The following is an 18,000-nucleotide window of genomic DNA, read 5'->3' as shown; positions in this document are numbered from 1 at the left end:
GTCTCCAATGCACGAGCAAAGGAGCCTCAAGATGAATGCCCTCACCCCCGCCGTGTCGACGGGACCGCTGCCTGCCTCACGCAAAATCCACAAGCCCGGTGCCATCCACCCGCAGATCAGGGTGCCGATGCGCGAAATCTCCGTCCATCCGACGGCAGGCGAGCCGCCGGTGACCGCTTACGATCCGTCCGGCCCCTATACCGACCCGACTGTCGAAACCAGCATCGAAAACGGCCTTGCACGGCTTCGCCATGAATGCGTCACCGCGCGCGGCGATGTCGAAGCCTATGACGGCCGCCACGTCCGGCCAGAAGACAATGGGTTTGCGGCGGGCGAGCGCCTAACACCGGAATTTCCAGTCCGCAACCGGCCACTCCGGGCTCAGACCGGCAAGGCGGTGACACAGCTTGCTTATGCGCGCGCTGGCATCATCACGCCCGAAATGGAGTTCGTCGCCATCCGCGAGAACCTTGGTCGCGAGATCCTGCACGGCAAGCTTGAGCGCGACGGCGAGGCCTTCGGCGCGGCGATCCCCGACTTCGTCACGCCTGAATTCGTCCGCCACGAGGTGGCGCGCGGACGCGCGATCATTCCCGCCAACATCAATCATCCCGAGAGCGAACCGATGATCATCGGCCGCAATTTCCTGGTCAAGATCAACGCCAATATCGGTAACTCCGCCGTCACATCGTCGATGGCTGAAGAGGTCGAAAAGATGGTGTGGGCGATCCGCTGGGGCGCCGACACGGTGATGGATCTGTCGACCGGCCGCAACATCCACAACATCCGCGAATGGATCGTCCGCAACTCGCCGGTGCCGATCGGCACGGTGCCGCTCTACCAGGCGCTCGAGAAAGTCGGCGGCATTGCCGAGGATCTTACCTGGGAGGTTTACCGCGACACGCTGATCGAACAGGCCGAACAGGGCGTCGACTATTTCACCATCCACGCCGGCGTGCGGCTGCATTACATCCCGCTGACCGTTAACCGGGTCACGGGTATCGTCTCGCGCGGCGGCTCGATCATGGCAAAATGGTGCCTGCACCATCACCGGGAAAGCTTCCTCTACGAGCACTTTGCGGAGATCTGCGACATCTGCCGCGCTTATGACGTCTCCTTCTCGCTCGGCGACGGCCTTCGTCCCGGCTCGATTGCCGATGCCAACGACGCGGCGCAATTCGCCGAGCTGGAAACGCTCGGCGAGCTGACGCAGATCGCCTGGGCGAAAGATTGCCAGGTGATGATCGAGGGGCCCGGCCACGTGCCGATGCACAAGATCAAGGCGAACATGGACAAGCAGCTCGCCGTCTGTGGCGAGGCGCCGTTCTATACGCTTGGACCGCTGACGACCGACATCGCGCCGGGCTACGACCACATCACTTCCGGCATCGGCGCGGCGATGATCGGCTGGTTCGGAACGGCCATGCTCTGCTACGTCACGCCCAAGGAGCATCTCGGCCTTCCCGACCGCGATGACGTCAAGACCGGCGTGATCACCTACAAGATCGCAGCGCACGCGGCCGACCTGGCGAAGGGCCACCCGGCGGCGAAAGTCAGGGATGACGCCCTTTCCCGCGCGCGCTTCGAGTTCCGCTGGGAGGACCAGTTCAACCTGTCGCTCGACCCCGAAACCGCACGGTCCTTCCACGACCAGACCTTGCCCAAGGAGGCGCACAAGCTGGCGCATTTCTGCTCGATGTGCGGACCGAAATTCTGCTCGATGCGTATCTCTCACGACATCCGCGCCGAGGCACAGAAAGAGGGCATGGCGGCGATGGCGGCGAAATACCGCGAGGGCGGCGATCTCTACGTGCCAGCGGACGAGACCGGCGCACCGCTCACGCCTCAGCCAGGTAAGCCGTCATGAAGGTGCTGATAAAGGGGGCCGGCGTCGCCGGCCTCACCGTCGCCTTCGAACTCGCCGCCCGCGGCGCGACGGTCACGGTCGCCGAGATCCGGCATGGCCTTGGAGGCAATGCGTCGTGGTTCGCCGGCGGCATGCTGGCGCCATGGTGCGAGCGTGAAAGCGCCGAGCAGCCGGTGCTGGACCTTGGACGTGACGCTGCCGACTGGTGGGATGCGGTGCTGCCGGGTCAGGTGACACGGGGCGGAACACTTGTCGTGGCCGCCCCGCGCGATGCCGGCGAGCTCGACCGCCTCGCCAGCCGCACGTCGGGCCATCGGCGTGTCGACGAAGACGAAATTGCGCTCCTGGAGCCCGACTTAGCCGGCCGCTTTCGCCGCGGATTGCTCTTTCCCGATGAGGGCCATCTCGATCCGCGCCAGGCGATGGCAGCACTTCATGACAAGCTCGCAGCCATGGGTGTCAAATTCCACTTCGGCACCGACGCCCGGCATGTTTCCGGTTTCGATCGTCAGATCGATTGCACGGGAATGGCAGCCGCCGATGACAGGCTTCGCGGCGTTCGCGGCGAAATGCTGATCCTAAACACGCCAGACTTCTCGCTGTCGCGCCCGGTCCGGTTGCTGCATCCGCGCTTTCCGCTCTATGCGGTACCGCGTGCCGACGCCCAGTTCATGATCGGTGCGACGATGATTGAAAGCCGGTCCGCCAGACCGGTCACGGCGCGCTCCATGATGGAGCTTCTGGGTACCGCCTATGCCCTCCATCCGGCCTTTGGCGAGGCCGAGATCGTTGAAACCGGTGTCGGCGTCCGTCCAGCCTTTCCCGACAATCTGCCGCGCGTCGAAATGAGCGGAGACACCGTCGCGATCAACGGGCTCTATCGCCATGGCTTTCTTCTCGCCCCTGCCATGGCGCGCCTGGCGGGCGAAATTGTCTTCAATCACGACAAACCCGTGGAGCTTGCTCATGAAACTGATGGTCAACGGCAAAGTGCATGAGGTTGCCGCCACCACGCTGGCCGAGCTGCTTGCCGCGCTTGACTATGAGGGCGATTGGCTCGCGACCGCCGTCAACAACGACCTCGTGCACAAAGCCAGCCGGGCGGAATTCCAATTGAACGACGGCGACCGGATCGAAATCCTCTCGCCCATGCAGGGAGGCTAGCATGTTCGATCTTCTCGGGACGACGCTTCCCTCCCGCCTGCTTCTCGGCACCGCTCAATATCCTTCGCCGGCCATCCTTGCCGATGCAGTCAGGGCATCGGGCACCTCGGTGGTGACCGTCTCGTTGCGCCGTGAAATGGCAGGCGGCAGGGCTGGCGAAAAATTCTGGTCGTTGATCCGGTCGCTTGGTGTCAGAATCCTGCCCAACACTGCTGGCTGCCACTCCGTCAAGGAAGCGGTCACGACCGCACAAATGGCGCGCGAAGTCTTCGGCACGCCCTGGATCAAGCTCGAAGTGATCGGCAATCACGACACGCTGCAGCCGGACGTGTTCGGTCTGCTCGAAGCCGCCCGCATCCTGTGCGAGGACGGTTTTGCGGTGTTCCCGTATACTACCGACGACCTTGTCGTCGCCGAGCGGCTGCTTGCGGCGGGCTGCAAGGTCTTGATGCCCTGGTGCGCACCGATCGGTTCCGCCCTCGGGCCGGTCAACATCATGGCGCTGCGCTCGATGCGCGGACATTTCCCTGATGTCCCGCTGATCGTGGATGCTGGTCTCGGACGGCCATCGCACGCGGCAACAGTCATGGAGTTCGGCTTTGATGCCGTGCTCCTGAACACAGCGGTCGCCAAGGCGGCCGATCCGGTCGGCATGGCGCGTGCGTTCGGCAAGGCGGTCGACGCCGGTCGAGAAGCTTTCAGCTCGGGGATGCTCGAACCCCGCGACGTCGCGGTGCCATCGACACCAACATTCGGCAGGGCGGTTTTCTCATGAAGCTCGATCCCTTCTACCTGATCGTCGACAGCGCCGCCTGGATCGAACGGCTGGTGCCACTTGGCGTCAAGCTGGTTCAGTTGCGGATCAAGGATAGGGACGAGGCCACGCTGCGGACGGAAATCCGCCGCGCGAACGGCGTCTGCGCGGTCCATGGTTGCCAACTGATCGTCAACGATTATTGGCGGCTCGCCATTGAGGAAGGCTGCGACTTCGTCCATCTCGGCCAAGAGGATTTGGCTGCGGCCGACCTGCTGGCGATTAAGTACGCCGGATTGAAGCTCGGGCTCAGCACGCACGATCATCTCGAACTGGAAACGGCCATCGCTGCCGAGCCCGACTATATCGCGCTCGGCCCCATCTATCCCACCATCCTGAAGCAGATGAAATGGGCGCCGCAAGGGCTCGAGCGGATCAGCGAGTGGAAGCATCGAGTGGCGCCGATCCCATTGGTCTCCATCGGCGGCCTCAACCCCGACCGGCTCGACGGTGTCTTCGAGGCTGGTGCGGACAGCGCGGCGGTGGTCACCGACATCACGTTGAATGCCGATCCCGAAGCGCGCACGCGAGAATGGATCGAAAAGACAAAGCCATGGCGCTGAGGCGAGAACCGCATGTGCTCGTGGTCGGCGGATCAGACCCCAGCGGTGGGGCTGGAATTGCACGTGATATCGAGACGATCTCTTCCATTGGCGTGCGCACCTGCCTGGCTGTCACAGCGCTGACGGTGCAGACGCACGAAGCCGTAATGGAAATCCATCCTTCGCAGCCCGATCTTGTGGCCGATCAGATGTGCGCCGCGCTACAGGCCAACAAGGTGGCGGCAATTAAGATCGGCATGCTCGCAACGGCTGAGATCGTCGTTGCCATTGCCGGCGTGCTGCGCGAAAATCCGCAGGTGCCGGCAGTGCTCGATCCGGTGCTGGCCTCGAGCTCCGGCCGGGGGCTTCTGGAAGCAGGTGCCATCGCTGCCATGAGGCGCGACCTGATGCCGCTTTGCTGCCTTGTGACCCCCAATCTCCTGGAGCTGGCGCTCCTTGTTGGTGCGGAACCGCCAGCCGACGAGAGCGACGCGGTGAGACTGGGACGGAAATTGCTGGCAGCCGGCGTGCCGGGCCTGCTGATCAAAGGGGGCCACGCATCAGGACCTCGATCAACCGATATTCTGTTGCGTTCCGATCAAGAACCAATCCGCTTCGACGCACCTCGTCTTGTCGCATCAATGCGCGGGACGGGTTGCATGCTGGCTAGCGCGATTGCGGCGCATCTGGCGAAGGCGAAGCCGCTCGAAGACAGTGTGCGCGAAGGCAAGCGGCTTGTCTTGGCCATGTTTAAGAAGAATGCAGCAGACCGACGAAATTTGTAAGATTTTCCAACTCTCGAAAGACACGCCTGCCTCTCGCGGGTCCGGGCTGGTAATTTACCCTCGTAATTCACCTCACTCGACAGGAGTAGTTTGACGGCCTCGCCAGGCGGCGACCGCGAGATCAACGATGGCGAGGCGGCCGTCGTGCGCCGTATCTAGTGCGTCGTGTGGCATCCTTTCCCCCCATCCGACTGCGATCCTGGAATTCACCTTGGTCGCGAGCTCCTGCTAAACGATGCCCCTCGACGGGAGCGGTCGATCCCGCGTCTCGGCTGCGGCGGCGCTAGGCTGACGCTCCTTATGCCGTCCTGTTGAACCGGACTCGGGATCACGAACTGCTCCATGCGGCACTCGTTGACAAGCCTGCCGTGATATGAACAGGATTATACAGGATCACTGAACAGGTACCCATATGAAGCGGCGCTTGGTTCAACTGTCTCCCGGCACGGGCAAGCCCGAACAGATCGCCACCGTTCTCGAACATGAAATCCGCTCCGGTGTTCTCGGCTTCGGCGACCGGCTGCAAAGCGAGAACAAGCTCGTCCAGCGTTTCTCCGTCAGCCGCAACACCGTCCGCAAAGGCCTCGAGGAACTGTCCAACCGCGGGCTGATCACGACCAAAGTCGGCATCGGCTCTTTCGTCACCTTCGATGGCAAGCCCGTTGATGACTCCATCGGTTGGTCGCGGGCGCTCGCCAACGCCGGCGCCAACGCCGAGACGCGGACGCTGCGGCTCGAGGTGATCGAGGACCCCGGTCTTGCCGCACTGCTTGGTATAGAAAACCCGTTTTTCATCGCTGTCGACCGGGTGCGCACCAATGCCAGCGACGGCCACGCCATCTCCATCGAGCGCAGCCGCCTGCCATTGTCGCCGGAACTGGAGGACGTGCCGTTGCGCGGCCTGCGCGAAGGCTCGCTGCACCAGACGCTGCGCGGCGCGGGCCTCATTCCCGACCATGGCGAGGAATGGGTCGGCATCGAAATGCTCAACGCCGAGGACTCTGCAATCCTCGGTTGCCCGCAAGGCACGCCGTTCCTTCGCGGTCGCCGGTTGACCCGCGCCGCCGATGACCGGCCGATCGAATATGTGACCAGCCTGCTCAACCCGGCGCATTTTGCGCTGCATATGAGGTTCTGAGTGATGCCGGACGACAACACCGGGAATATGATTGATCGGGCCATGGGGGCGCTTGTCGGCGGGGCACTGGGGGATGCGCTGGGCATGCCGACGCAGCTTTTGTCGCCGGCCCGGATTGCCGAACTCTACGCCCATGTAGAGGGCTTCATTGCTCCTTTCGCCGACCATCCGGTGTCGAAGGGCCTTCCCGCTGGAACGATCACCGACGACACCGAACAGGCGCTTCTGCTTGGCCGTATCCTGGTCGAATCCGGTAACCGCTTCGATCATGCGCGGTGGGTCAACGCGCTGCTCGACTGGGAGCGCGACGTCAAAGCGCGCGGCAGCTACGATCTGCTGGGACCATCGACCAAACGCGCCATCGACGCCATCAACAATGGCGTGCCGGCCGAGGAAGCGGGGCGCAGCGGCGACACAAATGGTGCGGCCATGCGCATTGCGCCGGTCGGCATCATGATGCCGCCAGAGCCGCTGGACGCGCTGGTCGCCAAAGTTGCCGAGACCTGCCGGGCCACGCACAACACCTCGGTTGCCATTGCGGCCGCAGCCGCCGTTGCGGCGGCCGTCAGCCGCGGCGTCGCCGGCGGCGACTGGCGCGCCGCTTCCGACAGCGCCATCGCCGCGGCGAGGTGCGGAGCAACGCTCGGCCATTGGGTGACCGGCGGTGACATTGCCGCGCGCATTGGGTGGGGGCAGGAGCTTGTGCGCGGCAAGGCGACGAAGGACGCGATCCGGCTGATCACCGATCTGGTCGGCACCGGCGTCGCCAGTCAGGAGTCCGTTCCGGCTGCATTCGCCGTGCTGGAAGTCGCCGGCGGTAATCCCTGGCAAGCGGCGGTGATCAGTGCCAATCTCGGTGGCGACACTGATACGATCGGCGCCATCGCGACCGGCGTGGCCGGCGCCTGCACCGGCTTTTCCCGACTGCCTCAGAACCGCATTGCAGACCTCAAGGGCATCGACATAGCGGCGGTTGGCGCGCTCACCGCCGACCTTGTTGCGGCCCGTATATCCAAGCGCCGTGCCGACAGGACGGGTCCCGGCAAGGATGCGGCGATATGAGTGGGCGTCTCGTCCATGTCGGCAGCGCGGTGGTCGACTATGTCTACCGCATCGACGCCTTGCCGGCGCCGGGTACGGAGAAGACGGCGTCGAGCTACACGCAAGTCGCCGGCGGCGGCTTCAACATGATGGTCGCGGCCAGCCGCACCGGCATGAAGGTGGTGTTCGGCGGCCAGCTCGGCAGCGGACCCAATGGCGACTTCCTGCGCACGGCCTTAGCCAGTGAGGGGATCGAGACACTGACGACGCCATCGCCCGTCATGGACAGCGGCAATTGCGTCGCCATGATCAGCAGCGATGCCGAGCGCACCTTCGTCTCGTGGCCTGGTGCGGAGAGCTTGCTCAGCCTTGACATGATGGCGCCCGTCTCGGTCGCGCCGGGGGATTGGGTGTTCACCTCCGGCTATACGCTTAGCTATCCGGGAAGCCGAGACGCGCTTGTCGACTGGATCGAGGCACTTCCGGCCGACACACCGCTTGTCCTCGACCCGACACCTGTCGTCGTCGACATTCCCCGCCCTATCCTGCCTCGGATACTCGCCCGCACCACCTGGTTGAGCTGCAACAGGATGGAAGCGGCCGCGATTGCCGGTCCGGGCGACGTCGAGACACTCGCGTCACGGCTTCTTAGCGACCACTCCCCGAAGGCCGTCGGCGTCGTTATTCGCGCCGGAGCGAAAGGCTGCCACATACGGCTGGCCGATGGCTCGGCGCAAACGAGTGCCGGCTTCGAGGTCGACGCCATCGACACCAATGGCGCCGGCGACACCCATATCGGCGCTTTCGTCAGCGCGCTGGCGCGCGGCGCGCCGCCTTTTGAAGCAGCGCGCTACGCCAATGCGGCGGCGGCCATTTCCGTCACCCGCCACGGTGGTTCATCAGCGCCGACCGACCACGAGATCCAGACATTCCTAAGCCATGCCGGCGGTCCGCCGATCGGCCTCCATGGCCGGAAGCAAGTGGCCAAACGCCCGACAGCCTGACAAAGCCCGGGAAGCGGGCAAACACAGAGAGGAACGAACATGCGCATGCCCGACTTGACTGCCCTGCTGACGGCGACCGCCGTCTTCACCTCCGCACTCGCATTTGCCGCCAAGGCCGACGAGGTGCACGTACTCAACTGGAAGGGCTACGGCGCCGACGAGCCGTGGGCCATCGAAGCCTTCGAGAAGGCGACCGGCAACAAGGTCGTCAACGATTTTTTCAATTCCGAACAGGAGATGCTGACCAAGCTCAGGACCAATCCCGGCCTTTACGATGTCGTCATGATCAACGCCGCCTTCAACGACCAGGCGATGGCGGAAAAGCTGATTCAGCCGATCGACACGTCCAAGCTGCCGAACTTTCCCGACATCAGCAAGGACAAGGCCGGATCGCCGATGCTCGTCCATGACGGCAAGGTCTATGGCGTGCCGTGGGTCTGGGGGCTGACGGCGCTCGCCATCAATGAGAAATCCTTCGATAAGCCGCCGACGAGCATCGCCGAAATGTGGGATCCCGCTCACAAGGGCCGCGTCACCATCCGTGATGATGCCGTCGAGGCGGTTCAGTTCGGCGCCATTGCCACCGGCCAGAACATCAACGACATCAAGGATATCGAGGCGGTCAAGGCGAAGCTCACCTCGCTGATGCCGCAGATCAAGACGTTCTGGAGCTCGGAGAACGACTGGAACCAGATGGCTGCCTCTAACCAGATCGACATCGGCACCTATTGGAGCGGCTCGGCCGATCGCGCCAAGACCCATTTCAAGCTGCCGGTCTCGCTCGTGATCCCGCAGGAGGGCGCTGTCGCCTGGCTCGACGCCTTCTCCATTCCGGTCGGTTCCAAGAATGTCGCCGGCGCCGAGGCCTTCATCAACTACATGATCGACCCGAAGTTCTATGTCGAATGGGTCACCAAGGTCGGAGCCCCGGTATCCGCCAACACCAAGGCTGTAGAAGCACTTCCCGGGGATGCGTTCAACCGCAAGGTGATGGGTGACCCGGCAGTCGCCAAGCGCATTCAGTTCCAGGCGCCGATCACAGACGCCCAGCGCGAAACCTATCTGTCGCTCTGGCAGCAGCTCAAGGTCGACGTGAAGTAACAGCAGAAGCCGGTATCAGCCGACCATCCATGTCGGCTGATGCTTCCCCATCCTGGGAGGAGGATGTCATGGCAGCACAGGTTGCGGCCGCGTCGCGCAGCGGATTGAGATCGGCCTTGCCACTGCTGGCGCCTGCCTATCTCTGGCTGACGGTTGCGATCTTCCTGCCGCTCTCAGCCATGGTCTTCTTCTCCTTCATGACCGACCTGCCGCTGTCGGGAAAGCCGTGGGCGTTCACACTCGAAAACTATGCCGCCTTCTTTTCACAAAGCCTTTATCTGACATTGCTTTTGGCCTCGCTGCGCCTCGGCCTCGAGGTGACGCTGTGGTGCATCGTCATCGGTTATCCCGCCGCTTATGTGCTGGCCAAGGTGCTGAAAGGCCGCAGCCGAGAGGCGATTTTCCTGCTCGTCATCCTGCCGTTCTGGTCGAACGGGCTGGTGCGCATCTTCTCCTGGGCGATGGTGCTGCGTGAAGGAGGCATGCTCGACACCGCGCTGAACGCAGTGCTGCCGTTCAAGATCAACATCGACCTAATGTATTCCTATCCGGCCGTCATCATCGGGCTGGTGCACTCCTACGTGCCTTACATGGTGCTGACGTGCTACTTGACCCTGCAGGCCATCGATGACTCGCTGATCGAGGCCGGGCGCTCGCTCGGCGCCTCGCGGCTGCAGGTGCTGAATCGAGTCATCATTCCGCTGTCGATGCCGGGGCTGGTGGCGGGCGCAGCGCTCGTCTTCGTCCCGGTTGTTGGTTCGTTCATGGAACCGCGCATCCTCGGGGGCCGTACCGGCACCTTTTACGGCACTGTCATCGAGGACCAGTTCGTCGCCGTGTTCAACTGGCCGCTGGGTGCTGCGCTCTCTTTTATCCTGTTGGCCGTCGTGCTGGTCATCCTGGCGGTTGCCTCGCCGGTGCTGCGGAGGGCTACGTGATGGCGACGACACGTGTTCTCGAATGGCTCGGCCGCCTTTACATCTGGCTATTGCTCGCCTTCCTCTATGTGCCCATCATCATCATGGCGCTAATGTCTTTCAACGTTTCGCCCTTCTACCAGCTGCCGTTCGAATGGACGGCGGAATGGTATGTCTCGCTGTGGCAGAACGACCAGCTTATCTCAGCCACCTGGAACAGTGTCGAAATCGCAGTCATCACTACCATCATCTGCGTCGTGCTTGGCTCGGCGGCGTCACTTGCGCTCTACCGCTATGAGTTTCGCGGCAAGAAATTCCTGCAGGCGCTGCTGTTTCCGCCAATCGCCATTCCGTGGCTGATAACCGGCACGGCGATGTTGATCTTCTTCTTCGGCGTCGGCATTGGGCGCGGCCTGTTCGCCATCCTGCTTGGCCACGTCGCGCTTGCGCTTCCCTACGTCATTGTCGTCGTGTCGGCCCGACTGCAGACCTTCGCGCACGAGCTGGAAGAGGCGGCGCGCTCGCTCGGCGCCAATCAATGGCAGTTGACGAACCGCGTCACGCTGCCCTGGATCATGCCGGGCGTCATTGCCGGTGGGCTGTTCGCCTTCGCCGTGTCCTTCGACCAGTTCGTCGTATCCTACTTCTTGTCGACGCCCGGCCAGACGACGCTGCCGGTCGAAATCTACGCCGCGATCCGCAAGGGATTCACCCCCGAGATCAATGCGGTCTCGACGATCATCATTGTCGTGTCGATGGCACTGATGCTGCTGACGGCGCGCTTCTTCAAATTCGGCGGAGAGAAGTAATGGCTGGCGTCCAAGTAGCGAACGTGTCGCGCGCTTTCGGTGCCCACAAGGCGCTGGACGATGTGTCTATCGATTTCGCCGATGGCGGCTTCTATGCCCTGCTCGGGCCGTCAGGCAGCGGCAAGACCACGCTGCTGCGACAAATCGCGGGCTTCGACTTTCCCGATTCCGGCCGCATCACCATAGGTGGTGAGAGCGTCGAACGGGTGCCAGTCGAAAAACGGCGCATCGGCATGGTGTTCCAGAACTACGCCCTGTTTCCCAACATGAGCGTTGCTGGCAATGTCGCCTTTGGCCTGTCGGTGCGCGGCGAGCCCAAGGCGGTGATTGCCAGCGAGGTACAGCGCGCACTCGATCTTGTGCAACTCGGCAGGCTCGGCGGCCGCCGGCCGCATCAGCTGTCCGGCGGCCAGCGCCAACGGGTTGCGCTCGCTCGCGCGATCGTCATCCGGCCGCGCGTGCTATTGCTTGACGAGCCGCTCGGCGCGCTGGACAAGGCGCTGCGCGTCGACATGCAGATCGAGCTCAAGCGCATCCAGCGCGAGATCGGCATCACCACCATCTTCGTCACCCACGACCAGGAAGAAGCGCTGACGATGAGCGACCGCATCGGCATTCTGCGCGATGGCAAGCTGGTGCAGGAAGGCTCGCCCGAGGAGATCTACGATCGGCCGAAGAGCGAGTTTGCCGCCACTTTCCTGGGCGACGCTAACATCTTTCGCGGCGACAGCACGGGCAACGGCATCCGACTGCCGGACGGCACAGCGATTGCCGCCGGCGCGGGTGCCAAGCTTGCCGCTGGCGCCAAGGCAAGCTGCGCGGTGCGGCCCGAACGCCTCCGCATCTTCATTGATGCCGACGTTCCGGATGCCGCCAACGCGAATGTGCTGCGAGGGCAAGTGTCCAAACGCATCTTCGCCGGAAATAGCAGCACTTACTTTGTCGAGCGTGCCGGCCAGACGCTCAAGGTAATTGTGCAGAACACCGGCGCTGGCAGGCTGGCGGAAGGTCAGGACGTCGTGCTGAGCTGGTCGCCAGAAAGCACGGTCTTGATCGCGGAGGGTTTAGATTGACAATCACCGTCGATTTTGTCGTCGGCGTGGCCGCGGTGGCCTATCCGGGCAAGGGTGGCGGATTTGCCAAGACGCTGCTTCGCGGCCGCGCCTCTCGCGTCGTGGTGACCATGGGCATCCGTTCTTTACCGGCTCTGGTTCCTCGGCGCATTCATGCACGGCTCGACCTCAGCGCGGCAGATCGACGGCGAGGCCGATGGGCCTTCCGAGCCGAGACAGGGTTTCGACTGTGTTTTGGGAGTGGCAGGATTTGAACCTGCGACCCCATCGTCCCGAACGATGTGCGCTACCAGGCAAGCCGCAGGTTCCTGGGCTCCTTCGTCACGCTCGCTCCGCAATGATTGCATTTGCTTTCGGGCTTTGTGTGGGGAACCTGTGGTGTCACCGGGCCGACTTCACGTTTTCATCGTCACCTATCCTGAGCGAGCTTTTCGTCGCCTTGGCCGCGACGTGCTTCTTCGCGATCTTCTCGGCGGCGTCTGCCTGGAAGTCGGGATGATGGTGGCCATAAGTATCGATCAGAACATCCACGGTGATGCCGAGAAAGCCCGCCGCCTGCCACATGTCGGCGCCGGCCCGCATCAGCCAGGTCGCAGCGGTGTGGCGAAGGGTGTGCGAAGTGACGTCGGGACCGAGGCCGGCAGCGTCGCGAGCTCTCCTAAAGCTCTTCTTGACCGACTCCACGGGCTTTCCATTCCACTCCACCACAAAGTCTTGCGATATCTTGCGACCAATATTTGCGCTCTTGCCGCGCGCCTTGGTCCTGATATCGAGATCTGTGCACGCCCAGCGGCGGAGGTGCGCCAACAGTCTGTCCGGCAAGCGCACGGGCGGCTGGCGTTTTTTGGTCTTCTTTGCGCTAGCGGCGCGGCGGTAAAAGATGCCGCGGTCGAGGTCCACATACCCACGCCCTTTGGTTGGACGGATGGCGGCACCGCAAACTGCGGCAGAGCGCGTTCCTGTATAAAGCGCGACAAGCATGAAGCGGGCGAGGTGTCGTCCGGTACGCCGGTCGCTCTCCTGGCCCTTCCATTTCTGCTTCATACGCCACGCGGCCCAGATGAGGGCGGCCGCCTCACTGCGCGTCAACCAGCGCTCGCGCGCACCGGCCTTGTCAGGCAGGACAATCGTCGGTGCGGCAGTCGTGTGGCCTTCCCTGCGGTAGTAGTTGATGGCCGCACGAAGATCCTCGAGTCGGCGGCGCGCAGCGGCTTCGGTGGGACAGAACGCGACGTAGTCGCGGCAAAGCTTGCCGTTGATAGCGGCGAGTGTCCTTTCACCGAAGAAATCGAGGATGTTGTCCAGCCGAGCCGCCGTCTCTTCCGGCGCGGCATGCTTCGGTGCAACCTCTCTCAGGTAGACGCTGACGACATCGGCTATCAAGACATCTTCTGGACCGCGCGCTCGGTGGTACTTGCCGGCGATGTAGACCGCGAGCGCCTTTTCAGCTTCAGGTCCTGGATGGCCTTTTTCGCCGCTGCCAGCGCTGATGAACGTTGTTCGATCGCGGATAAACCATCCAGCTTTGTTTCGGAGCGTTCCGTCTTTTTTCCAGCTTTCGCCGCGCCAGACGAGGCGTGGCCCTTTCGACGCCCGCGGCATAGTTCCCTCATTCTGGTGATCGCCAGCAAGGTGACGTACTCCTTTCCTGCGATTAGCTCGGTTTCAAGTCGACCGGCGTCACGTTCCTTGCGTAGGCCGGCTGCGCACATCGAGCCATCGGGAAAGGCAATTCGTGCTGCAATCGCGACGCGCAGGGGCGTGGTCTCGTCGAATTGGTCGGGGATTTTCAAAACGGAGCCCTCAGCCAATCTCTATGGTCCGATAGTTTCGCTCGGAAACAGACGGATCGCGGTTCGCATTGAGCACACTTTTCTGTCTCGCCATTCCGGATGCCCTGCCGCACGATCTTTTCTCTGAATATACGGCTGCGAAAAGCGCCGACTGGAGCGCCTGCGGCAAAGATGCTCCTTTGACCTGCTAATCGGAACGGTTGCGCTGACGCGCACTCCACGAGCCTTTCGGCTGGCTCCCCACTTCCGTGGCCGGTGAAACCGCTCCTGACTGGCTTCGCCTGTCTGTGCGGCTTCCGTTTTCATGGACTCACTGCCGGGTCGCTTGGGCCTACTCCCGTGTGCCCGGCTTAGTGGGTTCTGCTGATCGCCTCACGCTGCGGTATCGAGCGGTGTCTTTCACCTCGGAGTTGGTCAGCAACCGCAATCTTCGTTCGAGTCCATAGAGATAGAGGGCCCGCGCTTGGCGCACTGACGGGTTGAAGGCTGGGAGAAAGGCTCCCGGCGCCCGGCGCGGAGACTCGCAATGGCTAAGCATCAGCACCAAGCTGCCCCCACCCGGGCCAGCCTATATGACGACATCACCAACAAGATGATCGGCGAGCTGGAGGACGGTCGCCTGCCTTGGATTCAGCCATGGGGAACGACGGCTGCGAAGGCGCCGCTCGCCATGCCGAAGAACGCCGCCACCGACCGGCAATACTCTGGAATCAATATCCTGATCCTCTGGGGTTCGGTGATCGAGCAGGGCTTTTCCGGACAGAGCTGACTGACCTTCCGCCAGGCGCTCGCGCTTGGCGGTAGCGTCCGCAAGGGTGAGCATGGGACGACAGTCGTCTACGCTCATCGGTTCGTGCCCGACGACGAGAAAAGACGCGCCCGCGAAACCGGCGAGCAAGCCCGATCGATCCCATTCCTCAAACGCTTCACGGTGTTCAACGCCGCGCAGTGCGACGGGCTGCCCGACGGTGTTGCGGTGGCCACGCCCCCGCCCTTACTCGGACTGATCGAGCCCAAGGTCGAGAGGCTGATCAAGAAGACGGGGATCGATTTCCGGGTTGGTGGCAGCCGCGCCTTCTACGCTCCGGACCACGATTATGTGCGGGTCCCGCCACCCCAAGCCTACTTCGAGCCGATCAACTGGCATCGGACCGCCCTGCATGAACTCGGGCACGCCACCGGTCATGCCTCACGCCTCAACCGGGATATGTCCGGTTCCTTCGGCACCAAGAAGTATGCCTTCGAAGAGCTGGTTGCCGAGATAAGTGCGGCTTTCTGCTGCGCCTCGCTGGGCATCACGCCGACCGTGCGTCACGCCGACTATATCGGCTCGTGGCTAGACGTGCTGCGCGAGGATAACCGTGCGATCGTTCGCGCCGCCTCTCTGGCGAGCAGGGCTGCGGAATATCTCTTGGGATTCTTGCCCGACAAAGTCGCCGCTGACGACGATCGGCGGGAGGCAGAATAATGGCCCCCCGCTTCCAGTTCGGCGTCTTGCTGCGGATGCGTTCGTGACCGAAGTCTGCCTCGATGCGGGACCCCAGCTGCGGCGAAGTCGTTGCAGCGCGCCAGGACCGACCTGCTGCTCCGCGACAAATGTCGTGCCGAGCACATCGGAGGGAGAGGAGTGACGGAATTCTCATGACGGGTTTGGAGGTCGAGAGAGAGGCTCTCGGCCGCCCGTCGCGGAGTACATCCTATGGCTACTGCCGTTCAGAAGATCACCCTGTCGTCCTCGCGCGACATTCCCTTCAACAAGCTGGTGCTCTCCCAGTCCAATGTCCGTCGCGTCAAGGTCGGCATCTCGATCGAGGATCTTGCGGCCTCGATCGCCCGCCGCGGCTTGATCCAGAGCCTCAGCGTCTTGCCCGTTGTCGACAGCGACGGTAACGAGACTGGCATGTTTGAGGTACCTGCCGGAGGCCGGCGCTTCCGCGCGCTTGAGCTGCTGGTGAAGCAAAAGCGCCTCGCCAAGACCGCCCTCGTGCCCTGTGTCGTGCGCGCCCGTCACAGCGCGATCGTTGCAGAGGAGGTGTCGCTCGCCGAGAACATCGAGCGAGCGCCGCTGCACCCGCTCGATCAGTTTCGCGCCTTCCAGGACATGCGCCAAAAAGGCATGAGCGAAGAGGAGATTGCCGCAGCCTTCTTCGTGTCAGTCAACGTCGTTAAGCAACGGCTTAGGCTGGCTTCTGTCTCGCCAGTGCTGCTCGATGTGTATGCCGATGACGGGATGACGCTGGAGCAACTCATGGCTTTCACGGTCTCTGAAGACCGCGCTCGCCAGGAGCAGGTCTGGGAGGCAATCAGGGATGCCTGGTCGAAAGAGCCCTATCAAATCCGGCGCATGCTGACCGAAACGACGGTGCGCGCCTCCGACAAGCGCGCCGTCTTCGTGGGGATCGACGCCTATGAGGCCGCGGGTGGTATCGTCATGCACGACCTGTTCCAGTCGGATGACGGCGGCTGGCTGCAGGATGCAGCGATGCTGGACCGCCTGGTCGCCGAGAAGCTAAAGGCGGTTGCCCAGGAAGTTGCAGCCGAGGGTTGGAAGTGGGTCGAGGTCGCTGTCAGCTTCCCCTACGACGCAACGCGTGGGCTGTATCAGCTGCAGAGTGATCCGCTCGATCTCTCTGCCGAGGAGCAGGCTACCATCGATGCCCTCAACGCCGAGCATGCCAAGCTTGAAACCGAATATGAGGGTGCTGACGAGCTGCCCGAAGACGTCGATCAGCGACTCGGTGAAATCGAGACCGCGCTCGCCAATTTCGACAAGCGCCCAAAGCAGTTCGATCCGGCCGACATCGCCATCGCCGGCGCGTTCGTCAGCATCGACGCCGACGGCTCGCTCTCGGTCGACCGCGGCTTTGTCCGGCCTGAGGACGTGCCGCCGATGTCATTTGACGGCGCGAATGAATCGAAAAGGGATGGCGGGTCCGGGGCTGCCGACAACTCGTCGGTGCACCGTGCCGTTGTCACCGTTGGCGGCCAGGCAGTCGAGTGCGAGGAAGACGAGGACGACGCGGTCAAGCCCCTGCCGGACCGACTGGTGACAGAGTTGAGCGCACACCGGACGCTGGCGTTGCGCGACGCGGTTGCCGGCAACCCTCACGTCGCCCTGACAGCACTCTTGCACAAGCTGGTCACTGACACGTTCCAGCACCGCACCACGAACGGGTGCCTGGAGGCCTCGATCCGTCACGTCTTCTTCCCTCTGCAGGCAGGTGACCTGAAGGACAGCCCCTCGGCGAAATCGGTGGCCGAACGCCATGAGGCCTGGAAATCGGACCTGCCGACCGAGGACGATGCACTTTGGGACTGGATCGCCTCACTTGATGAGACCAGCCGCGCGGCGTTGCTCGCCCATTGCGTCAGCTACGGCGTGAACGCGCTCCAGGAGAAAGGCGACCGCTATGGCGGCGCTATATCGGCACACGGAGTTCGTCAGCGGATCGCGCAAGCTGATCGACTGGCACGCGCGGTCGGTCTCGATATGGTCGACGCCGGCTGGACACCGACAGTCGAAAACTATCTCGGCCGCATCACCAAGTCTCGCATTCTCGAGGCGGTGCGGGAGGCGAGGGGCGAACAGGCCGCGCAGCTGATTGAGCACCTGAAAAAGGGAGATATGGCGAAGGAGGCCGAGCGCTTGCTGACCGATAGTGGCTGGCTGCCCGAGCCGCTGCGCCTGGTCGACCTCGACGGCAGTGCTGGCGCTGATAGCGGCGCCGGCGCCGACGGCTGTGGGGAAGAGCTGCCCGAATTCCTCTCAGACGACGATGCGCAGATTGAAGACAGCGAGCCGAACATGGCCGCTGAATAGATCGCCTCGGGGGGGGGGGGGGGGGGCCGCCCCCCCCCCCCGCGAAACCAAACACGGGGTGGAGATTTAAAAAGTGGGTTTTATAAAAAAATAGCGCGCGCCGCAAATATCTTGTTTTTTAAGGGGTGGGGG

The 18,000-nt window shown here is 63.0% G+C and carries 15 protein-coding genes and 1 pseudogene; 15 read left to right on the top strand and 1 reads right to left on the bottom strand.

Going from position 1 to position 18,000, the window contains the following annotated elements; genetic code table 11:
• Nucleotides 1-31 precede the first annotated feature (31 nt).
• The 13 genes from thiC (at nt 32) to NKH41_RS26015 (ending at nt 12,255) form a co-directional block, all read left to right on the top strand.
• Nucleotides 32-1,867, top strand: a complete 1,836-nt coding sequence (gene thiC, locus NKH41_RS26075; RefSeq protein ID WP_352768525.1) for a phosphomethylpyrimidine synthase ThiC — start codon at nt 32-34, stop codon at nt 1,865-1,867.
• Nucleotides 1,864-2,865 carry a glycine oxidase ThiO gene (gene thiO / locus NKH41_RS26070; RefSeq protein WP_352768528.1) on the top strand — a complete coding sequence of 334 codons (1,002 nt, stop codon included), beginning with the start codon at nt 1,864-1,866 and terminating at the stop codon, nt 2,863-2,865. Before thiC ends, thiO begins: the two co-directional genes overlap by 4 nt.
• Complete coding sequence (thiS, locus tag NKH41_RS26065) at nt 2,834-3,031, top strand: sulfur carrier protein ThiS (protein WP_023679205.1); 198 nt, start codon at nt 2,834-2,836, stop codon at nt 3,029-3,031. Before thiO ends, thiS begins: the two co-directional genes overlap by 32 nt.
• A 1-nt stretch (nt 3,032) precedes the next feature.
• Complete coding sequence (locus NKH41_RS26060) at nt 3,033-3,806, top strand: thiazole synthase (protein WP_352540067.1); 774 nt, start codon at nt 3,033-3,035, stop codon at nt 3,804-3,806.
• Nucleotides 3,803-4,408, top strand: coding sequence for a thiamine phosphate synthase (locus NKH41_RS26055; protein ID WP_352470532.1), 606 nt, complete (start codon nt 3,803-3,805; stop codon nt 4,406-4,408). The genes NKH41_RS26060 and NKH41_RS26055 overlap by 4 nt, the downstream gene beginning before the upstream one ends.
• A complete protein-coding gene (locus tag NKH41_RS26050) occupies nt 4,399-5,172 on the top strand; it encodes a hydroxymethylpyrimidine/phosphomethylpyrimidine kinase (RefSeq protein WP_352768908.1) in 774 nt (257 codons plus the stop codon). The genes NKH41_RS26055 and NKH41_RS26050 overlap by 10 nt, the downstream gene beginning before the upstream one ends.
• Nucleotides 5,173-5,584: 412 nt before the next feature.
• A complete protein-coding gene (locus tag NKH41_RS26045) occupies nt 5,585-6,310 on the top strand; it encodes a GntR family transcriptional regulator (RefSeq protein ID WP_352470533.1) in 726 nt (241 codons plus the stop codon).
• Between the two features lie 3 nt (nt 6,311-6,313).
• Nucleotides 6,314-7,372 (top strand): ADP-ribosylglycohydrolase family protein, encoded by a 1,059-nt coding sequence (locus NKH41_RS26040; protein WP_352768530.1) that lies wholly within the window; start codon nt 6,314-6,316, stop codon nt 7,370-7,372.
• Nucleotides 7,369-8,355, top strand: coding sequence for a PfkB family carbohydrate kinase (locus NKH41_RS26035; protein WP_352768533.1), 987 nt, complete (start codon nt 7,369-7,371; stop codon nt 8,353-8,355). Before NKH41_RS26040 ends, NKH41_RS26035 begins: the two co-directional genes overlap by 4 nt.
• Nucleotides 8,356-8,394: 39 nt before the next feature.
• The gene (locus NKH41_RS26030) at nt 8,395-9,456 is read left to right on the top strand and encodes an ABC transporter substrate-binding protein (protein ID WP_352635147.1); all 1,062 of its coding nucleotides are present in this window, start codon (nt 8,395-8,397) and stop codon (nt 9,454-9,456) included.
• 68 nt (nt 9,457-9,524) lie between these two features.
• Nucleotides 9,525-10,394, top strand: a complete 870-nt coding sequence (locus tag NKH41_RS26025) for an ABC transporter permease (protein WP_352540072.1) — start codon at nt 9,525-9,527, stop codon at nt 10,392-10,394.
• Complete coding sequence (locus tag NKH41_RS26020) at nt 10,394-11,182, top strand: ABC transporter permease (protein ID WP_352470538.1); 789 nt, start codon at nt 10,394-10,396, stop codon at nt 11,180-11,182. The genes NKH41_RS26025 and NKH41_RS26020 overlap by 1 nt, the downstream gene beginning before the upstream one ends.
• Entirely contained in the window at nt 11,182-12,255 is a 1,074-nt protein-coding gene (locus NKH41_RS26015; protein ID WP_352768537.1) for an ABC transporter ATP-binding protein, read from the top strand. Before NKH41_RS26020 ends, NKH41_RS26015 begins: the two co-directional genes overlap by 1 nt.
• Nucleotides 12,256-12,636: 381 nt before the next feature.
• Here NKH41_RS26015 and NKH41_RS26010 read toward each other — a convergent pair whose 3' ends face one another.
• Nucleotides 12,637-13,857: a tyrosine-type recombinase/integrase gene (locus NKH41_RS26010; RefSeq protein ID WP_352768541.1), complete on the bottom strand. Its 1,221-nt coding sequence runs from the start codon at nt 13,855-13,857 to the stop codon at nt 12,637-12,639.
• Between the two features lie 717 nt (nt 13,858-14,574).
• Here NKH41_RS26010 and NKH41_RS26005 point away from each other — a divergent pair.
• Both NKH41_RS26005 and NKH41_RS26000 read left to right on the top strand, forming a co-directional pair.
• A pseudogene (locus tag NKH41_RS26005) lies at nt 14,575-15,516 on the top strand (ArdC family protein).
• A 231-nt stretch (nt 15,517-15,747) separates the two neighbouring features.
• The gene (locus tag NKH41_RS26000; RefSeq protein WP_352768543.1) at nt 15,748-17,868 is read left to right on the top strand and encodes a ParB/RepB/Spo0J family partition protein; all 2,121 of its coding nucleotides are present in this window, start codon (nt 15,748-15,750) and stop codon (nt 17,866-17,868) included.
• The last annotated feature ends 132 nt before the right edge of the window (nt 17,869-18,000 follow it).

It is taken from the genome of Mesorhizobium sp. M1169 (assembly GCF_040318345.1).
GTDB lineage: Bacteria > Pseudomonadota > Alphaproteobacteria > Rhizobiales > Rhizobiaceae > Mesorhizobium.
The sequence above is the reverse complement of the archived record's forward strand: the minus strand, read 5'-3'. Positions and strand labels throughout refer to the sequence as shown.

Coding starts and splice junctions, on each gene's coding strand:
- NKH41_RS26010 (WP_352768541.1), bottom strand. CDS start 13,857: ATGCCGCGGGCGTCGAAAGGGCCACGCCTCGTCTGGCGCGGCGAAAGC.
- NKH41_RS26020 (WP_352470538.1), top strand. CDS start 10,394: ATGGCGACGACACGTGTTCTCGAATGGCTCGGCCGCCTTTACATCTGG.
- NKH41_RS26060 (WP_352540067.1), top strand. CDS start 3,033: ATGTTCGATCTTCTCGGGACGACGCTTCCCTCCCGCCTGCTTCTCGGC.
- thiC (WP_352768525.1), top strand. CDS start 32: ATGAATGCCCTCACCCCCGCCGTGTCGACGGGACCGCTGCCTGCCTCA.
- NKH41_RS26025 (WP_352540072.1), top strand. CDS start 9,525: ATGGCAGCACAGGTTGCGGCCGCGTCGCGCAGCGGATTGAGATCGGCC.
- NKH41_RS26000 (WP_352768543.1), top strand. CDS start 15,748: ATGGCTACTGCCGTTCAGAAGATCACCCTGTCGTCCTCGCGCGACATT.
- NKH41_RS26045 (WP_352470533.1), top strand. CDS start 5,585: ATGAAGCGGCGCTTGGTTCAACTGTCTCCCGGCACGGGCAAGCCCGAA.
- thiS (WP_023679205.1), top strand. CDS start 2,834: ATGAAACTGATGGTCAACGGCAAAGTGCATGAGGTTGCCGCCACCACG.
- NKH41_RS26050 (WP_352768908.1), top strand. CDS start 4,399: ATGGCGCTGAGGCGAGAACCGCATGTGCTCGTGGTCGGCGGATCAGAC.
- NKH41_RS26040 (WP_352768530.1), top strand. CDS start 6,314: ATGCCGGACGACAACACCGGGAATATGATTGATCGGGCCATGGGGGCG.
- NKH41_RS26055 (WP_352470532.1), top strand. CDS start 3,803: ATGAAGCTCGATCCCTTCTACCTGATCGTCGACAGCGCCGCCTGGATC.
- thiO (WP_352768528.1), top strand. CDS start 1,864: ATGAAGGTGCTGATAAAGGGGGCCGGCGTCGCCGGCCTCACCGTCGCC.
- NKH41_RS26035 (WP_352768533.1), top strand. CDS start 7,369: ATGAGTGGGCGTCTCGTCCATGTCGGCAGCGCGGTGGTCGACTATGTC.
- NKH41_RS26030 (WP_352635147.1), top strand. CDS start 8,395: ATGCGCATGCCCGACTTGACTGCCCTGCTGACGGCGACCGCCGTCTTC.
- NKH41_RS26015 (WP_352768537.1), top strand. CDS start 11,182: ATGGCTGGCGTCCAAGTAGCGAACGTGTCGCGCGCTTTCGGTGCCCAC.